Below are 16,399 nucleotides of genomic sequence, written 5' to 3'. Positions count from 1 at the left end.
GGTTTTTTTTTAAACCCCACCGCGCCCCCCCCCCCCCCCCGCGGCGGGCCCCCGGGCCCCGCCCCCGCGGGCCCCGGGCGCCCCGCCCGGTTCCCACCCCACCCCCCCCGCCCCGTTCCGGTATTGCGGTTGGCGGGTCACTGTGGTCTGCGTCCGTAGAACGCGGTGCGGGCGGTGAGTAGTGCGAGATCGGGTCGGTGTCCGAGCCACTGCGCGCCGGTCGGGTCGAGCAAGGTCTGCCACGCTTCGGTGTCGCTGCCGTCGAGAAACGGACCAGCTCGACGCACGCGCGCGGCCAACTCGTCCAGCACGACGGTTCGGACCTGGTCGTCGAGCGGTGCGGGGTAGTCGATGAGAGTGCTCAATCGGGTGACGCCCTCGAGCCCCGCGCCGCTGAGGATTTCACCCCAGTCGCGGGTGTGGCGTTGCACCCCGGTACGTCCGGAGAACCATTGTGTGGACCAGCGATTGTGTGCCGCGTCCAACCTGGTCTCCAGGCCAGGCTTGCCCACCCCGGTGTCCCACGGCAGCGACCGGCTGGGCAAGCCCCCTTCGGCGATGCACAGCGAACCTCCGGGGCGCAACAGCGACGCCAGGGCGCGCACTGCCGCGTCCCAGTCGCGTGTGTGATGCACGCAGGCCGAGGACCAGATGGCGTCGACTGGCTCGTCCACCGGCGGGGGGCCGCTCTCCAGATCGTGAAGTATCGGGCGCACCCGGCCGGCTACGCCTGCGTTCCTGGCGGCCGCCATCGTGGCCTCCAGCATGGCGGGATCGATATCTACGGCGAGCACCCGGCCGTGTTCACCGACCGCTTCTGCCAGCGCCAGCGTGGCCGATCCTGCTCCGGGGCCGATATCGACGACGACGTCGCCCGCGCATACCCGCAGCGGTGCGAGCAGGCGCAGCGTGGCGTGCAGGAATACCGCCTCGGCGGCTGCCGGATTCGTGGTCGACGTACCGGTCCCCGGTATCGGCGTCTCCTGACGTTCGGTGATAGTCATGAGCTCAAATGATAATGACGATCGTTTTCATATTAAGAGCCGGGGGTCGATGGTGAGCTACGCCCTGCCGCCGACCATATTAGCCAACTATTAGCCGAAAGTCTTCGATGTTCAACACGGATTCACCGCGTGTCCGGCATGGTCGACGTGCCGAGCGGACGGCCACCGACGGGCCCTCGGTACTCCCGTGGTTCCCGGGCGAAGTCGTCAGCTGGAATAGGCGGTTCCGCTGGAAAGAAGGTGGCACCGGACGAGTCGGTGCCAGCGTCGTTGGCGGTATCGGAAGATTCCCGCTGCGATCGCTGCGACGAGGGGCGTGGCGTAACCGGCCTCGATGTCGATGGTGTCGGTGTACCGGCAGGTCTGGTCGGTGATCGGGACGACCTGCAGTGTGTGGTTCCATTCCGTCACGATGCCGCCGTGTTCGTGGGTCCGAATTGTGCCGGAGGCGGCATCGACCTCGGTGACCTCTATGGTGTGACGATAAGCGGGGATGCAGTGGAATGCCCACAGCCAGGCTGTGCCGCGCTCACCGAGGCGCAGTGGTTCGGCACGGCCTGAAAGCGCCGGTATTCCGAATAGGCCGCGGCACACATACAAGAAGGTGGTCGGTGACTGCATGGCGAACCACACGCGGTCGGCTGCGGTCGGTAGCTCGGTCTGCAGACGGATCGTTCGCATCTATCGTTGCCTCCTGTAGGCGATCTCTACTGGTCTCCTCAGATTCTTCGTGTGGCCAACTCTGTTGACTACTCGCATTCGAACGGAGAGCCGCAGTGGCACCCACGGACCGGTTCCGGCCGCGTAAGCAGCCGAAACAATCGAGAGCCGCCCTCACCCGCCGGTGGATACTCGACGCGGCTGCTCAGGTTTTCGCCGAGCACGGGTACGCCGCGGGGACGACCAATCGGATCGCGCAACGAGCTGGAGTCTCGGTCGGATCGCTGTACCAGTACTTTCCGAACAAGGATGCCATCCTGCGAACGCTGATGGATGAGCACGTCGAGGCCGGGACGCGGCTACTCGACGAGCGGTTGTCGTGTGGTTTGCCGGCGGAGCTCGATGATGTTCTGCGGCTGTTCATTCGCGCGGTGATCGACAATCATCGCGACAATCCGCGGCTTCATCGGGTGCTGTTCGAGGAAGCTCCGCGGGCGCCGGAGTTCCTGACGCGATTGCGCGAGACCGAGGGCTTCGTCGTCGAGATGGTGACTCAGCTGCTTGCCCAACATCCCCAGGTCTGCGTACCACATAGCGGTCGCGCCGCGCGGATTGTCGTGGCCGCGGTGGAATCGCTGATTCACCGTTTGATGACTTCGACCTCGCCGATGGATCCCGCGGAGCTCGAGAGCGAGTTGGTGATCATGCTGGGCGGGTATCTGCGCAATGCGGATCGAAGTGGGCGTACCGGTGCCGAATCCGCTACGGCGACAGACGGATTCTAGATTCCTTGACGAGACATTACGTCATCTCCCTTGGTTGTTCGGCGACGACTACCGGGACATCTCATCGCCGCGTCCGTGAGTGTGGCGCAAGGTCTTGACTGTCGCGGTAATGAAAACGAAAATCATTACAGTGGGTGACTCGGGCACGGGCGCTGCACATGCCAACGCCGTTCGGCGGGCCAGCTGGTTTCATCTTGCAGTGACAGGATCTCGCGTTCGATGTCGAAGACCAACCCTTCTCCCCGGTTGCGGAAGTCCTACGGTCCCACCAGATGCCGCGACGTACTCCTCGCAGTACTCGGTGCCGACGATCGTTGCCTCAGTGCTGGTGAGATCTATCGTGCGAGTTCCGCATCGGGAACCCGTGGCATCGGGTATGCGACTGTCTATCGGATCCTGGGTCAACTGATCGACGAGGGAAAGGTCGTGACCCTGCCGGGAAAGAGAGGTGCGCGCCTATTCCGTATCGCTTCGGACCCGGATGATCGTCACAGCTTGTGGTGTACGGAATGCGGACGCGCACAACCGATCTCGACCGCGAAAATCGTAGCTACGATGGAGCGATTCGCGCATGAGCGGGGGTTCACCGACCTGGTACACCACGTCAGCGTCCAGGGCCGTTGTCGAGACTGCACTGCTCCGTCTCGTTGATCATGAAGCATCGAGGCGGCGCAAACCGATGCAGCCGATGGCCTCGCCACGTCGGCGTGCGAGTAGTAGCAGACCGGTCGGCAGGGTCAGGTCGTCGCTGCCGTAGCCATCGGCCAGATGCCCGTCGATCTCCGCGTCATCGGTAGGACGACCGTAGTGGCGGCTGATCATCTCGGCCAAGTAGAGCCGGAGCACGGCTGCCGCCTCAGGCGAGCGCGGCGCTGCGGGCTCGACGGTCCACTGGGCGCTGATCGGGGCCGAGCCGCGGACCTTGGCTGTCACGGGCTCATCCTCTCTCATATGTCAATCGAATTGCGTTCCCAGTGAGCGGTTTCGTGCCAACGCAGGGGCTACGTCATCGTGGATTCGGCCGATGACAGGGTGGCGAATGCTAAGCGACCGGCCGTGTGGCACGTGGGACGAGCAGCGTTGCGACAGCCACCGGAACGGCGAGCGCGATGGCGATGCCGCTGTGCCCGCCGATGGCCAGACCGGCTCCACCCAGCACCGCGCCGGTGAATACTCCGAGGCTCATTCCCGCGGTGTTGATGGCGAAGGCGACCGCGGTGAGGTCGGCGCCGTGATAGGCGAGCAGCGTCGTGACCTGGGCGGCGACGACGGCGTGCGAAAGACCGAGCAGCGCTGTGCTCACCGCGGCACCGGGCAGGGTGGTGGCATGGAATACGGCCAGCACGGCGACGAGCGCGGTGAGCAGTCCCGCGGTGAGGACTGTGCGCGTATGCCGACCGAGGGCAGCGCCGGTGCGGCACCATTTCCCAGCGAGGTAGTTGCCGACGAAGAAAGCGCTGCCGCTCAGTGTCCAGACGAGGGTGAAATCTCGGGCGCTCAGGTCGAATCGGTCGTGATAGAAGGCGGCGAGGAAGGCCAGGTATCCCATGAACGATGTCGTCCGCAAGGCTGCGATCGCGATCAATGCCAGCAGATCCGGTCTCGCCCGCAAACGCTTGAACGCTTGCAGATACCCGATGGGCTCCGTCGGCGGCGACGGTCGTGGGGGAGCGGCGCGCAGGAATCCGGCCGCGAGCAACACTGCGAGCGCGGCGGTGATCCACAGGGTGCCCTGCCACCCGTGCCAAAGCCCGAGTACGCCGATCACCGGGCCCGCGCCTACCGCCGCCAGTGACTGGGTGGCGGTCACCAAGGTGGCCGCCCTGCCGGAGTTCGCGGGATCGGTGTAGAACTCAGTGGCTTGGGTGAGCAGCGCCGGGGTGAGCACAGCGGTGGCGAGTCCGACCCCGGCGCAGAACACGATCAGCGCGGCGAACGCACCTGTCGTGGCGATGAGGGCGGACGCGGCGAGGACGAGCAGCGCCAGGGCGCTGACGCGTCGTTTCGGCCACCGTGCCAGCAGTGGTGCCACGGCGACACCGACCAGCAGTGCGGTGATTCCGCCGAGGCCGCGCAGGAATCCGACGGCCGCGTCACTGGCGCCCACGGTCTCCGAGATCGGCACCAGATAGGTCGAATAGACCGTGAACGGAATCAGTCCGATCGCCGCGGCGAGCATCAACGGCCACTGTGCGCCGAAGATTCGCCGGTCGGGCAGCGGCTGGTTGCCGGTGGACGACTGTGGAACCGTCATTCGCTCGTACCCATCGGCCGGACGTCTACCGGAAAGATCATCGACCCGAACGGAATTCGCGTAGGTACGCCGCGAACTTCTCGAGGCCGTCGATGTTGCGCGGGCTCGAGATCGCCTCGTTGTAATCGAGGACGAAGAACTTGTTGTTCACCACGGCCGGAAGCGCGGCGGTGGCCGGATGTGACTTCAGGAAGTCGATCTTGGACTGAGCGGGCGCGTCCCGGTAGCTCAGGATGATGATCACCTCGGGCGCGGCGGCCACAACGGCTTCCCAACTGACCCCGGACCACCGGGCGTCGACCTCGCCGAAGATATTGACCCCGCCCGCGAATCGAATGATGTCGTTCGGTGGCACCTGTCGCGCGGCCGTGAACGGTTTGTCTGTTCCCGAATCGTAGAGAAAGACCTTGGTCGGTGTGCCGGTCGGAGCCTGTGCGCGGACGGCGTCGACCCGCTGCCGGTACTGCTCGATCACGGTGGACGCTCTGTCGGAGACGCCGAAGATCTGGCCGAGTCGTTCCAGGTCGACGAACAGTCCCTCGAATGGAGTGTGGCGCTCGGGATGGCCCGGATAGTTGAAACACGACTCCGCGTGCATGAAACTCTGGATCCCGAGGGTATCGAGAATCTCAGGGGTGATCCCTCGTGTGTCGGAGAAGCCGGAATTCCAGCCCGCGACAACGAAATCGGCGCGCGCGTCCACGACGAGTTCCCGGTTGAGCAGGTCATCGCTGAGGAATTCGACCCGTTCGTAGTCCGCTGCCCACGGTGACTCGCTGACCGGAGGATTCGCGGGCGGCAAGACATACCCGTGCACGCGGTCGGCCAGGCCGAGTGCGAACAGTTTGTCGGCACTTCCGCCTTCGTACACGACGGCCCGCTGAGGCACGGTGTACTCGACCGGCTCACCGCATCGGTTGACCGTTGTGGTGGTTGCCGATCCGGCGGTGTCGATGTGCGCGCCGCAGCCGGTCAGCGCGAGCACTGTGCTCGCCGCGATGGCGGTGAATCCCTTGCCTCGCCGGTGAATCGGAGAACTCATGCGGGTGTTCCTTTCGGTCCTGCGGGTGTCGCGCTGTGCACGGAGGATGTGGGCGAGGTCGCCAGCATGTGGAGGATCTGAGGCGCGCCGGAGAGTGGGTGGTCGATGACGGATACCTCGATCCCGAACACCGCGGCGATGAGTTCGGTGGTCAGAACTTCGGCGGGGCTTCCGACGCTGTGAAGTCGCCCCTCGGTGAGGACCGCGATCCGGTCGCAGACGGCTGCCGCGAGGTTCAGGTCGTGCAAGACGATGAGCACGGTCAACCCGAGGGTTCGCAGGAATCCGAGCAGTTCGATCTGATGGCGGATATCGAGATGGTTGGTCGGCTCGTCGAGAATCAGTAGCCTCGGCTCCTGCACGAGCGCGCGGGCGATGAGCACGCGTTGGCGCTCACCGCCGGAGAGGGCGAGCACGCCCCGGTCGGCGAGATGGCCGATGTCGAGCCGGGCCATCGCATCCCGGCACAGCTGCCGTTCGCGAGCGGTGAGCGGTTCGTTGCCGCGCTTGTGCGGGGCGCGCCCCAGCGCGACGAGCTCGGCGACAGTGAAGTCGAAATCCGTTCCGGCTTGTTGGGTCAGCGCGGAGACGCGTTGCGCGCAGGCGCGCAACGAGAGGTCGGACAGATCGTCGCCGCCTACACGGATGACTCCGGCCGAGGGTGCGAGGGCTCGGTACACGCAGCGCAGAACCGTGGACTTGCCGGAGCCGTTCGGTCCGATGAGACCGACGATCCCACCAGCGTCCACGTCGAGGTCGAGGTCGGCGACGATGCGGCGCCCGTCGATCACGACCGACAGATTCGACACCGACAGGTTTGCGGCCTTGTCGTCGTGCGCGCCCATCAGACGCCACCGAAGACATAGCCGCGCCGGCGCATCAGCATGATGAACACTGGTACGCCGAGCAAGGCTGTCAGTACGCCGAGTGGCAGTTCACGCGGCGCGACCATGGTCCTGGCCAGCAGATCCACCCACACCATCAGGATCGCGCCGAGGAACGGCGCGATCAGCAACAGGCGCGCGTGGGTCGCTCCGACGGCCATCCGCGTGATGTGCGGGATCACCAGTCCGACGAAACCGACGGTGCCGCTCACCGCGACCATCGCACCCGTCATCACCGCTGTCGTCACGAACAGTGCCCGTCGCACGCGCGCGGCGGGCACGCCGAGACTGGCAGCGGTTTCGTCACCGAGGGACAACACATCCAGGGCGCGTCCGTACCGCCGCGAGACGATGATTCCGGCGGTCACCAGCACCGCCGCCACCGGCAACGCTCCCCAGGTCGCCGCGCCGAACGAACCCATGGTCCAGAACAGCACGGTGCTGGTCGCCTCGCTGGTCGGTGCGAGATAGATCATCACGCTCATGACGGCTTGAAATCCGAAAGCCAGGGCGACACCGGTCAATACCAGTCGCAACGGCGTCACCCCGGTCTTGCCGTGGGCGACCGCGTAGACAAGCGCGGTGGCGCCCAGGGCCCCGAGGAACGCGCCGACCGAGACCGCGTAGATTCCCAGACCCGCGAGCGCTCCGAACAACGACACGGCCACCGCGCCGACCGCGCCCCCGGACGACACCCCGAGGATGTAGGGGTCGGCGAGGGGATTGCGAACGAGCGCCTGAATCGCCACGCCGACAGCGCTCAACCCCGCGCCGACGACCGCCGCCAGCAGCACCCGCGGTGTTCGGATCTGCCAGATGATCTGGTAGCGCGAGGCTTCTTCCACGGGGATGTTCCCGCCGGTGATCGCGGCCCACAGATATCGCGCGGTGTCGGACGGCGCGACCGAGGCCGGGCCGAGACCGATCGCGACCAATACCGACAAGGTCAGCAGTACCACCAACGCCACCAGCGGCAGCGCCGCCGCGCGAATTGGCGGACGTCGGAGCTCAGCCGACCCGTCGTCGAGCTGCGACGGTGCCGGATGAATCACGGACTGCGAGGACACTGACCGACCTTCTGACGCGAACAATAATGATAATGAACATCATTACCATATCGTTCGGATTGCCACGGTGTGTCGCGGGTGTTCACTCGAGGCGTGATCGGGCGATCGCGAGATCGCGAGATCGCCGTCCAGGCCGCCACGGCGGCACCGTCGACAGGCAATCGGGACTGTGCCGAGCTAACATGTGGCAACCTCAATGCGGTAATATATTCGCATCTGGAAATGTAACGTGCTCGCCGTGGCGGGTGCGCGATGCGAAGGAGAGAACATGACTTCTGCTACGCACCAGGAGCACGTCGGCCACGCCCATGTCCACGGTGAGGGCTGTGGTCATGTCGCGGTCCCGCATGGTGACCACGTCGACTTCGTGCACGACGGACACCTGCACCGTGCCCACGATGGGCACTTCGACGAGTGTGAGTCGTCAGGCCACCACGTCCACAGCGAGCACGACCACAAGCATGGGCAGGACTGTGGGCATGTTGCCGTTCCGCATGGTGACCACGTCGACTACGTGCACGACGGCTGCCGTCACGCCGACCATGATGGACACTACGACGAGCACTGAGCAACACGACGCGGTGCGCGCGGCGGGTTGTCGGGAACGACTGCTATCGAGTGGGCTCAGCACCTGCTCGGTCGACCTGTGATTCCAGCTCGGCAGTAGTCCGAGTCGGCCGATGCGGGGGCAGAATGAGAAAGGTGAGAACTGTACCCGCGAACAGCACCACCGCGCCCCACTGCAGCGCGGTGGTGTAGCCGTTCGCGAGGGCAGCGGGATCGGTCCGGTCACCGATGGTGTGGGTGGCGACGGCGACCAGCGCGGCCAGGCCGAGGCAGCCGCCGAGTTGGCGAGCGCAGTTGAGAATCCCCGACGCCAGACCTGAGCGGTCGGTTGTCACCCCGCTGACCGCGGCGGTGCCCATGGCGACCATCGCGGCGCCGATGCCGATGCTGCCCAGGAGCGAGGGACCGAGAATGCCGCCGAGGAAAGTGGTCGAAGGGTCGGCCCAGCTGAACCACAGCAGGCCGATCGCGCCGCCGAGGCCCCCGATCAGCAGAACCATCGCCGAACCCACTCGCCCGACGAGCGCCATGGCGATCCGCAGGCCGACGACCACGCCCGCGCAAAACGGGAGAAACGCCAGGCCGGTTGCTGTCGCGCTGTAGCCGAGTACCCGCTGAAGAAACTGCGCGACGAAGAAGAAGCTCGCGATCTGTGCGCTGACGAGCAGGAAGCCGAAGACTGTCGCGCCGACCAGTGACCGGCTGCGCAGCATGCCCAGAGGTACGAGCGGGTCGGCTACTCGCGCCTCGACCCCCACGAACAACCCCAACGCCACCGCACCGCCGATGAACCATCCCAGCACCGCCGCCGACCCCCAGTCGTGCCGCTCGGTCGCGATCACTCCCAATACCAGCGCGCTGACGCCGAATGTCACCAATGCGGCACCGAGTGCGTCGATCCGGTGCGGCCGGGTCGGTGCCAGGTCACGCACTCCGCGGAGCACGGCCACCACGGCCGCGACGATGAACACCACGTTGACCCACATCACCCAGCGCCAGCCGAGATGATCGGTGAGCAGTCCGCTGAGTACCACGCCGACAGCGCCGCCGGCCGCCCCGGCGCCGCCCCAGACCGCCATCGCCTTCGATCGTGCTCGGCCTTCGGGGAATTCGGAGGTCGCCAGGGTCAGCGACATCGGTGCAAGCACGGCGGCGGCGACGCCCTGCCCAGCCCGCCCGGCCAGCAGCTCCCACCCCTGCTGTGCGGCGCCGCCCCACGCGCTCGACAGCGCGAACAGCGTCAGTGCGCTCAGCAGCAAGGTGCGCCGACCGGTGATGTCGGCGAGTCGTCCGCCCAGCAGCATGAGCCCGGCGAAGGGGAGCGTGAAGGCATTGAGCACCCAACTCAGCTCGGCGGGGCCGAAATCGAAAGCCGCGTCGATGTCCGGCAAGGCGACGTTGACGATCGACAGGTCGAGTGAGACAAGGAACATCAGCAGGAAAACGACGGCGAGTGTCGCTCCGCGGTGAGATCGGGACAGGTCCGGCACGCCGGCCTCCTAATTTAAGAACGCGTGTTTTAATTAAGGTAAGCACACCCTAATTCACGTGTCCAGAGAGGGCTTCATGTCAGCCATTGCGCGCCGCGGCCGTGGTCGACCCGTCCGGATGAGCCGCGACGTGGTGATCGCCACCGCTGAACGTATTCTCCGCACCGCCGGGCATGCGGGGTTCAGCATGCGCGGGCTCGCTGACGAACTCGGCATCAGCACCGCCGCGATCTACCATCACTTTCCGACGAAAGCCGCGCTGTTCACCGCGGTGCTGAGCGTGCGCGCCGAGGAATTACGCCGCCCAGAGTTGCCCGAGGCGCCGCGCGAGCGCATCGTGGCGATCGTCGACTACCTGATCGAGACACTTCATGACATGCCGTGGGTGATCGACGTGCTCGTCGCCGGCGAGTCGTTCGGGCGGGCCGCGATGTGGATCCTCGACGAATTCGTCGGCGCCGCGGTCGAATCGGGCATGAGCGACGAGTACGCGGGCTACATGTACGGCGTTGCGTGGCGGTTCGTGGTCGGCGAACTGATGATGCGTCGGGCAGAGGCCGAGCGCGTCGCGGCCGAGAAGAATGGTGATCCACGGCCGCGATGGACCGATGACGTGTCCGATGAGCTGGCCGAATACCCCGTCGTGGTGCGGATGATGCCGAAGTGGGACGCGATCCGGGTCGACTACGACTCGGCAGCGGCGGTCGCTGCCCTCATCGACGGGCTCCTCGTCGCAGGTGCCGAGTTCCGGGGAGCTGAATGATCCCGCCCTGGGTCGACAGCGACGTCCCCCGCGCAGGCGTGCGACGGGCTATGGTTGCTAATGGTAATAGTTTTCATATTCAACTTGGTGATTCACGATGATCGAGGATTCGGGTATGTCAGATCGCTCCGCTGCGGCGGCACCTTCGGTTCTCGCCGCCGGCAAGGCGACGTTGATCGGATGCGCGATTCTCACCGCGCTCAGCGCGCTGGCGGGAATGGCTCCGCTGATCGCGGTCGTCGAGATCAGTCGCCGCCTGCTGGACGGGCGCACCGACGTGTGGCCCATCATCGTGGTGGCGTTGGTGGCCTTGGAGATCCGGCAGCTCGGCACATTCGGGGCCGGAGTGCTCACTCATCTGGCCGACATCCGGGTGTCGTTCGCCCTGCGCCGTGAGCTGCTGCGCAAACTCAATCGGGTTCCGCTGACCTGGTTCTCCGATCGCAACTCCGGCCTGGTCAAGAAGACCGTCGAAGACGATGTCGCCGCCCTGCATCAGCTCATCGCGCACTCGGTGGTCGAGCTGACCGCGGCCGCGGTGCCGCCGGTGGTGGCGATCGTCTATCTGTTCTTCATCGACTGGCGCATGGCGTTGATCGCCCTGGTTCCCCTGGTCGTCGGATTGGTCGTCTATCAGCGCGCGATGGCGGGAGCAGGCACCAAGTATCCGGAGTTCCTGCGGTGGCTCGAACGGCTCAGCGGCGCCGCCGTGGAGTTCGTCAACGGGATCGGCGTGGTGAAGGCGTTCGGCACTCCCGGCATCGCCAGCCGTCGATTCCAGGACGTGTCCCGCAATTTCGCGCATTTCTTCCTCGACTGGGCGAAATCGACCAGCGTCGCCGGTGTGATCGCCGAGGTCATGATCTCCCCGCCGAGCGTGCTGGTGGTCATCGCGACCGCGGGCGCCATCCTGACCGCGGCTGGGCAGCTGACGGTGGTGAGCTTCGTTGCCTTCCTGGTCTTCGGCACCGTGATCACCGCCGGGCTCATGACTGTCATGATGGCCGTGCATCCGCTGGTCACCGCCCTGCAAGTAGCCCGCAGCATTCAGGAGCTGCTTGACACGCCGGAACTGCCGATCGCCGATGAACCGCGCCCGCTCGACCCCGGCTTCGACGGTCCGGTCGTCCGGCTGCGCGAGGTGCGCTATACCTACGGCGATACCGTCGCGCTCGACGGCATCGATCTCGAACTGCGTCGCGGCACGATCACCGCTCTGGTCGGCCCGTCCGGCTCGGGCAAGTCCACGTTGGCCAAGCTGCTGCCGCGCTTCGACGACCCCGACGCGGGCTCGGTCGAGCTGTACGGCGTAGACCTGCGCGAGGCCGACCCGGCCGAGCTGTACCGGCACGTGGCCTTCGTACTGCAGGATTCGGCCCTGCTGCGCATGAGCATTCGCGACAACATCCGTCTCGGACGCCCCGACGCCGACGACACCGCCGTCATCGCGGCAGCCCGTAAAGCCCAGATCTACGAACGGATCACCCAGCTGCCCCGCGGACTGGATTCGGAGATCGCCGTTGACGCCGAGCTCTCCGGCGGCGAACAGCAGCGGATCTGCATCGCCAGGGCCATTCTCGCCGACCGCTCGGTACTAGTGCTCGACGAGGCCACCGCCAGCGCGGACCCGGAGAACGAGGCACGCATCCAGGACGCGCTCAGCGAGGTCGCCGCCGGCCGGACCGTCTTGGTGATCGCCCACCGGATCAGCACCATCCGCGATGCCGACAACATCGTCGTCCTCGACGGCGGACGCATTGTCGAGCAGGGCACGCACGACGAATTGGTGGCCACAGCCGGGGTGTACGCACGGCTGTGGGAACACGATCACCGAGCTCAGTCGGCGGTCGCGGCAGAGATGAGGGTCGCCCGATGATCGCGATGATTCGATACCTGGCGCAGTTGCTGGACGGGCCAGGCCGCACGCACCTGCGCACGATGCTGTGGTTACAGGGCTCCCAGGGCGTCCTGCAAGGACTCGGGTTCCTGCTCGTGGCGCCGCTGATCGCCGCCCTGCTCGCCGACCCGGTCGAGGCCACCACGGTCGGCGGCTGGATCGCGGCGATCGTGGTGGTCGTGGCCGTGCACCACGCGCTGTTCGCCTGGAGCACCTCGCTGGGATATGTGGTCGGCACCGAGATTCTCACCAGCTTCCACACGCGCATCGGCAACCATCTGGCGCGCCTGCCCATCGGCTGGTTCAACAGCGAACGCACCGGGCCGGTGGGGCGGCTGCTCAGCAAGTCGACCATGGACGTCGCCAATGTCCCGGCCCACCTGCTCCGGCATGTGGTGGTGGGGGTCGTCGCGCCGATCACCATGATCGCGGGCAGCTATGTCCTCGACTGGCGGATCGGCTCGGCGTTCACCGTCGGCGCGCTGCTGTGCGCGCTGACACTGCGGCTGCTGATGGTGATCGTGCATCGCAACGACGACCAGTACGAGCACGACATCGGCGTGAGCGGCTCCCGGATCGTCGAGTTCGCGCGTCAGCAGCCGACGCTGCGCGCCTACGGCGTGCTGACCCGGCCCGAACTGGGAACGCTCGAGGAATCGCTCAATCGCCAGCAGCTGTCGCAGTCGCGGCTCACCATTCGCGGAGCGTGGGGGCTGGTCGCCTTCTTCGGCTCGGTGCAACTGGTCGTCACCGCGGTCATCGCGTTGTGCGTGGCCTTCGCGCTCGACGGCAGCCTGTCGGTACCCGCGATGATCGGCCTGCTGATCATCACCCTGCGGATGCTCGATCCGATCTCCCAGCTCGGCGAACTCGCCGGCCATGTACAGGTCAACGCGGACGCGATCCGGCGCGTGCGCGAACTGCTGGCGGTGGCGCCGCTGCCCGAACCAGCGACGCCCGCCGAACCGTCCGGCGCCGAGGTGGAGCTGCGCGGAGTCGGCTTCGCCTACCGCGGCGGTGACACGGTGATCGCCGAGGTCGATGCGCGGCTGAAGCAGGGCTCGCTCACCGCGGTCGTCGGCCCGTCCGGCGCGGGAAAGAGCACGCTGCTGCGGCTCATCGCCCGCTTCTTCGATGTCGAGGAGGGGTCGGTGCGCATAGGCGGGGTCGATGTCCGAGAACTCGGCAGCGGTCGAGTCAGCGAGCTGACCGCGCAGGTCTTCCAGGATGTGTACCTGTTCGAAGGCACCATCGCCGACAACCTCCGGATGGCCGACCCTGACGCCACCGACGACGAACTGGCCCGAGTAGCCAGGATCGCCCGGCTCGACGAGGTGATCGAGCGCATGCCCGATGGCTGGCACACCCGCGTCGGCGAGGCCGGTTCGACACTGTCCGGCGGCGAGAAGCAGCGGGTCTCCATCGCGCGTGCGCTGCTCAAGGACGCCCCGATCGTGCTGCTCGACGAGGCGACCGCCGCGCTCGACGCCGTCAACGAGGCCGCGGTCGCCGATGCGATCGCCGAACTGGCCGCCGACCGGACGGTAGTGGTGGTCGCGCACCGGCTCTCGACCGTGCTGGCCGCCGACCAGATCCTGGTGCTGGACCAGGGCCGCATCGTCGAGCGCGGAACGCACCAGAGCCTGCTCTCGCAGGGGGGGGTCTACGCACGATTCTGGAACGAACGACTGCGCGCCAAGGGCTGGCAATTGCGCACCGACAGATCTTCCGCACTGACAGGACAATCATGAGTACCCAGCACACCGACCAGCGCCCCGGCATCGAGTTGCGGATGAGCCCACGCGACCTGATCAACATCGGAATCTTCGGCGCGCTCTACATCGTCACCGTCTTCGCGATCAACATGCTCGGTTTCCTCAATCCGGCGGTCATGCTGATCGCCCTCGCCGCGAGCATCGTCGCCGCCGGGGTTCCCTTCATGCTGTTCCTCACGCGGGTGCAGCACGCGGGCATGGTCACCGTGTTCGCGATCGTCACCGCTGGGCTGCTGACCCTCACCGGGCACCCGGCCATCGGATTCGTGATCACGGTGCTGTGCGCGCTGGTAGCCGAGATCGTCCTGTGGTTCGGCCGCTACCGGTCCCGGAGGGCCGGCGTTGTCGCCTACGCCGTCTACTCGATGTGGTACGTCGGTCCGATGCTGCCGATCTTCTACGACCGCGAAGGGTACTTCTCGAGCGAGTCCATGCAGCAGATGGGCGCGGACTACCTCGAGCAGATGGACCGCTTGCTCTCGCCTGCCGTGCTGATCGGCTTCACCGTGTCCACCGTGATCTTCGGCCTGCTCGGGGGTCTACTCGGAGTGCGGTTGCTGCGCAAGCACTTCGAGAAGGCCGGATTGGCATGAGCGTCCACGCCCGCGGTCGGTGACCCGATGACCGCGACAATCCAGGATGACGGACTGCTTCGGCGCGACCGTCACCGAGCGCACATGGATCCGCGCACCAAGCTACTGCTCGTGCTGGCCGCCGGCGTGGTTGTGATGGCGCCGGGCGGCGCGCGTTTCCTGCTCGCCTTCCTCTGCATCGGTGTCCTGCTTGCGGTGAGCGAGGCCGCCTGGCGGCGCGTGATCGCTGTGCCTGTCGCGGCGGGCGCGCTCGCCGCGTTGGCGTATGTGTTGCCTGCGATCGTGCGCCACCCCGCCGTCGGAATCCTGGGCACCCTCGCGGTCTACCTGTTGCGGATGCTCGCGGTCGGCGCCGTCGCCGCGCACCTGATCCGCACCACGGGCCCCTCCGAGTTCACCGCCGCGCTGCGTGCCGCGCGGGTACCGCGGGCGATCACCGTCAGCGCGGCGGTGATGCTCCGCTTCGTGCCGACGATCGTCGCCGAGGCCCGCGCGGTGCGTGACGCCATGCGTTTACGCGGACTGGGCGATGCGAGCGATCTGATCCGGCATCCGATCCTGAGCATCGAGTACTTCACCGTGCCGCTGATCGCGTCAAGTCTGCGCGTGGCCGACGACCTCACGGCCGCCGCGCTCCTGCGGGGGCTCGGTTCGCGAACCCCACCGACGAGCATGCACCCGCCGCGTTTCACCACCGCCGACGCGATGGCGGCGATAACGGCTGCCGCGCTGATCGCGGCCACACTGCTGTGGGGAGGACATCGGTGATCGACATCGACAACGTGCGGTGGACCTATGCCGGAAGTGATGCGCCGACGCTGGACGGATTCGATCTGCGTATCGCGCCGGGCGAGACGGTCGTGCTGTGCGGAGCGAGCGGGTCGGGCAAAAGTACCGCGCTGCGCCTGATGAACGGCCTGGTCCCGCATTTCCACCAGGGAACCCTGGAAGGCAGTGTTCAGGTCGACGGTCAGGTATTGGCAGAACTCGCGCTGGACCGGATCGGCCGTTTCACCGGCACGGTGCTGCAGCATCCACGCCGCCAGTTCTTCACCGACACCGCCGAAACCGAACTCGCCTTCGCGCTGGAGAACTTCGGGACTGCCCCGGCGCAGATCCGCGAACGAGTCGCCACGGTCATCGACGAACACGAGCTCACGCCAGTGCTCGGGCGACGACTGAACCAGCTGTCGGGCGGACAGCAACAACAGGTCGCGTCCGGCGCGGCCATCAGCCACCAACCGCGGTTCGTCCTGCTCGACGAACCGACGTCGAACCTGTCGACCGAGGCCATCGAGCGGTTCACCGCAACCGTGCGGCGCCTGCGCGCCACCGGTACTACGATCGTCATCGCCGAACATCGGCTCGACTACCTGCGGGATATCGCGGACCGGGTCGTTCTCGTCGCCGACGGCCGGGTCGCCGGACAGTGGAGCGGGACACAGTTCTACGGGCTGCCCGGCGAGATGCTCGCGTCCGAAGGTCTGCGGGTGGCGACGGTGCCGGGAACCTCGCCGACCGTCCGCGCGCAGGGGCCGAGTATCGCCGCTTCCGCCGACGCCCCGGCGCCACGGGACGCGCCGGGACTGACCCTGCACGATCTGCGGTGTTCGCTCGG

The 16,399-nt window shown here is 66.6% G+C and carries 17 protein-coding genes; 9 read left to right on the top strand and 8 right to left on the bottom strand.

The genetic code is table 11. The features are described 5' to 3' along the window. Window positions 1-137: 137 nt before the first annotated feature. Together ACFWPK_RS33935 and ACFWPK_RS33930 are read right to left on the bottom strand one after the other, a co-directional pair. Window positions 138-1,004: a class I SAM-dependent methyltransferase gene (locus tag ACFWPK_RS33935; RefSeq protein WP_378922866.1), complete on the bottom strand. Its 867-nt coding sequence runs from the start codon at window positions 1,002-1,004 to the stop codon at window positions 138-140. A gap of 207 nt (window positions 1,005-1,211) precedes the next feature. Continuing rightward, a complete protein-coding gene (locus tag ACFWPK_RS33930; RefSeq protein ID WP_378922864.1) occupies window positions 1,212-1,685 on the bottom strand; it encodes a hypothetical protein in 474 nt (157 codons plus the stop codon). A 95-nt stretch (window positions 1,686-1,780) separates the two neighbouring features. Here ACFWPK_RS33930 and ACFWPK_RS33925 point away from each other — a divergent pair, with 95 nt between their 5' ends. Together ACFWPK_RS33925 and ACFWPK_RS33920 are read left to right on the top strand one after the other, a co-directional pair. Next, complete coding sequence (locus tag ACFWPK_RS33925) at window positions 1,781-2,449, top strand: TetR/AcrR family transcriptional regulator (RefSeq protein WP_378922862.1); 669 nt, start codon at window positions 1,781-1,783, stop codon at window positions 2,447-2,449. Window positions 2,450-2,668: 219 nt separating this feature from the next. Further along, window positions 2,669-3,100, top strand: coding sequence for a Fur family transcriptional regulator (locus ACFWPK_RS33920; RefSeq protein WP_378922860.1), 432 nt, complete (start codon window positions 2,669-2,671; stop codon window positions 3,098-3,100). On the opposite strand, the gene ACFWPK_RS33915 is transcribed toward ACFWPK_RS33920, so the two are convergent. The 5 genes from ACFWPK_RS33915 to ACFWPK_RS33895 all read right to left on the bottom strand — a co-directional run bounded on the left by ACFWPK_RS33915 (window position 3,101) and on the right by ACFWPK_RS33895 (window position 7,621). Further along, entirely contained in the window at window positions 3,101-3,382 is a 282-nt protein-coding gene (locus ACFWPK_RS33915; RefSeq protein WP_378922858.1) for a hypothetical protein, read from the bottom strand. It abuts the gene before it with no gap. A gap of 109 nt (window positions 3,383-3,491) precedes the next feature. Next, on the bottom strand, window positions 3,492-4,703 hold the full coding sequence (locus ACFWPK_RS33910; protein WP_378922856.1) for an MFS transporter: 1,212 nt from the start codon (window positions 4,701-4,703) through the stop codon (window positions 3,492-3,494). A gap of 37 nt (window positions 4,704-4,740) precedes the next feature. Then, window positions 4,741-5,745: an ABC transporter substrate-binding protein gene (locus ACFWPK_RS33905; protein WP_378922855.1), complete on the bottom strand. Its 1,005-nt coding sequence runs from the start codon at window positions 5,743-5,745 to the stop codon at window positions 4,741-4,743. After that, window positions 5,742-6,590 (bottom strand): ABC transporter ATP-binding protein, encoded by an 849-nt coding sequence (locus ACFWPK_RS33900; RefSeq protein ID WP_378922853.1) that lies wholly within the window; start codon window positions 6,588-6,590, stop codon window positions 5,742-5,744. The genes ACFWPK_RS33905 and ACFWPK_RS33900 overlap by 4 nt, the downstream gene beginning before the upstream one ends. Further along, the gene (locus ACFWPK_RS33895) at window positions 6,590-7,621 is read right to left on the bottom strand and encodes a FecCD family ABC transporter permease (protein ID WP_378922868.1); all 1,032 of its coding nucleotides are present in this window, start codon (window positions 7,619-7,621) and stop codon (window positions 6,590-6,592) included. Before ACFWPK_RS33895 ends, ACFWPK_RS33900 begins: the two co-directional genes overlap by 1 nt. 343 nt (window positions 7,622-7,964) lie before the next feature. On the opposite strand from ACFWPK_RS33895, the gene ACFWPK_RS33890 reads away from it, so the two are divergent. Next, entirely contained in the window at window positions 7,965-8,264 is a 300-nt protein-coding gene (locus tag ACFWPK_RS33890) for a hypothetical protein (RefSeq protein ID WP_378922852.1), read from the top strand. 43 nt (window positions 8,265-8,307) lie between these two features. Here the strand turns inward: ACFWPK_RS33890 and ACFWPK_RS33885 are convergent, their stop codons facing one another. Next, a complete protein-coding gene (locus tag ACFWPK_RS33885) occupies window positions 8,308-9,753 on the bottom strand; it encodes an MFS transporter (protein ID WP_378922850.1) in 1,446 nt (481 codons plus the stop codon). A 76-nt stretch (window positions 9,754-9,829) separates the two neighbouring features. Between ACFWPK_RS33885 and ACFWPK_RS33880 the strand changes: the two genes are divergently transcribed. From ACFWPK_RS33880 to ACFWPK_RS33855, 6 genes are all read left to right on the top strand, one after another. Next, window positions 9,830-10,516, top strand: coding sequence for a TetR/AcrR family transcriptional regulator (locus ACFWPK_RS33880; protein WP_378922848.1), 687 nt, complete (start codon window positions 9,830-9,832; stop codon window positions 10,514-10,516). Window positions 10,517-10,631: 115 nt separating this feature from the next. Beyond that, a complete protein-coding gene (locus tag ACFWPK_RS33875) occupies window positions 10,632-12,392 on the top strand; it encodes an ABC transporter ATP-binding protein (protein WP_378922847.1) in 1,761 nt (586 codons plus the stop codon). Then, entirely contained in the window at window positions 12,389-14,164 is a 1,776-nt protein-coding gene (locus ACFWPK_RS33870; protein WP_378922846.1) for an ABC transporter ATP-binding protein, read from the top strand. Before ACFWPK_RS33875 ends, ACFWPK_RS33870 begins: the two co-directional genes overlap by 4 nt. Continuing rightward, window positions 14,161-14,781 (top strand): MptD family putative ECF transporter S component, encoded by a 621-nt coding sequence (locus tag ACFWPK_RS33865; RefSeq protein ID WP_378922845.1) that lies wholly within the window; start codon window positions 14,161-14,163, stop codon window positions 14,779-14,781. Before ACFWPK_RS33870 ends, ACFWPK_RS33865 begins: the two co-directional genes overlap by 4 nt. Before the next feature lie 27 nt (window positions 14,782-14,808). Continuing rightward, complete coding sequence (locus ACFWPK_RS33860; RefSeq protein WP_378922844.1) at window positions 14,809-15,549, top strand: energy-coupling factor transporter transmembrane component T; 741 nt, start codon at window positions 14,809-14,811, stop codon at window positions 15,547-15,549. Then, a partial coding sequence (locus ACFWPK_RS33855; RefSeq protein WP_378922842.1) for an ABC transporter ATP-binding protein occupies window positions 15,546-16,399 on the top strand: 854 nt, incomplete at its 3' end. The genes ACFWPK_RS33860 and ACFWPK_RS33855, both read left to right, overlap by 4 nt.

It is taken from the genome of Nocardia sp. NPDC058519 (assembly GCF_042719755.1).
In the GTDB taxonomy this organism is placed as follows: domain Bacteria; phylum Actinomycetota; class Actinomycetes; order Mycobacteriales; family Mycobacteriaceae; genus Nocardia.
This window is presented reverse-complemented; position numbering and strand designations above follow the sequence as displayed.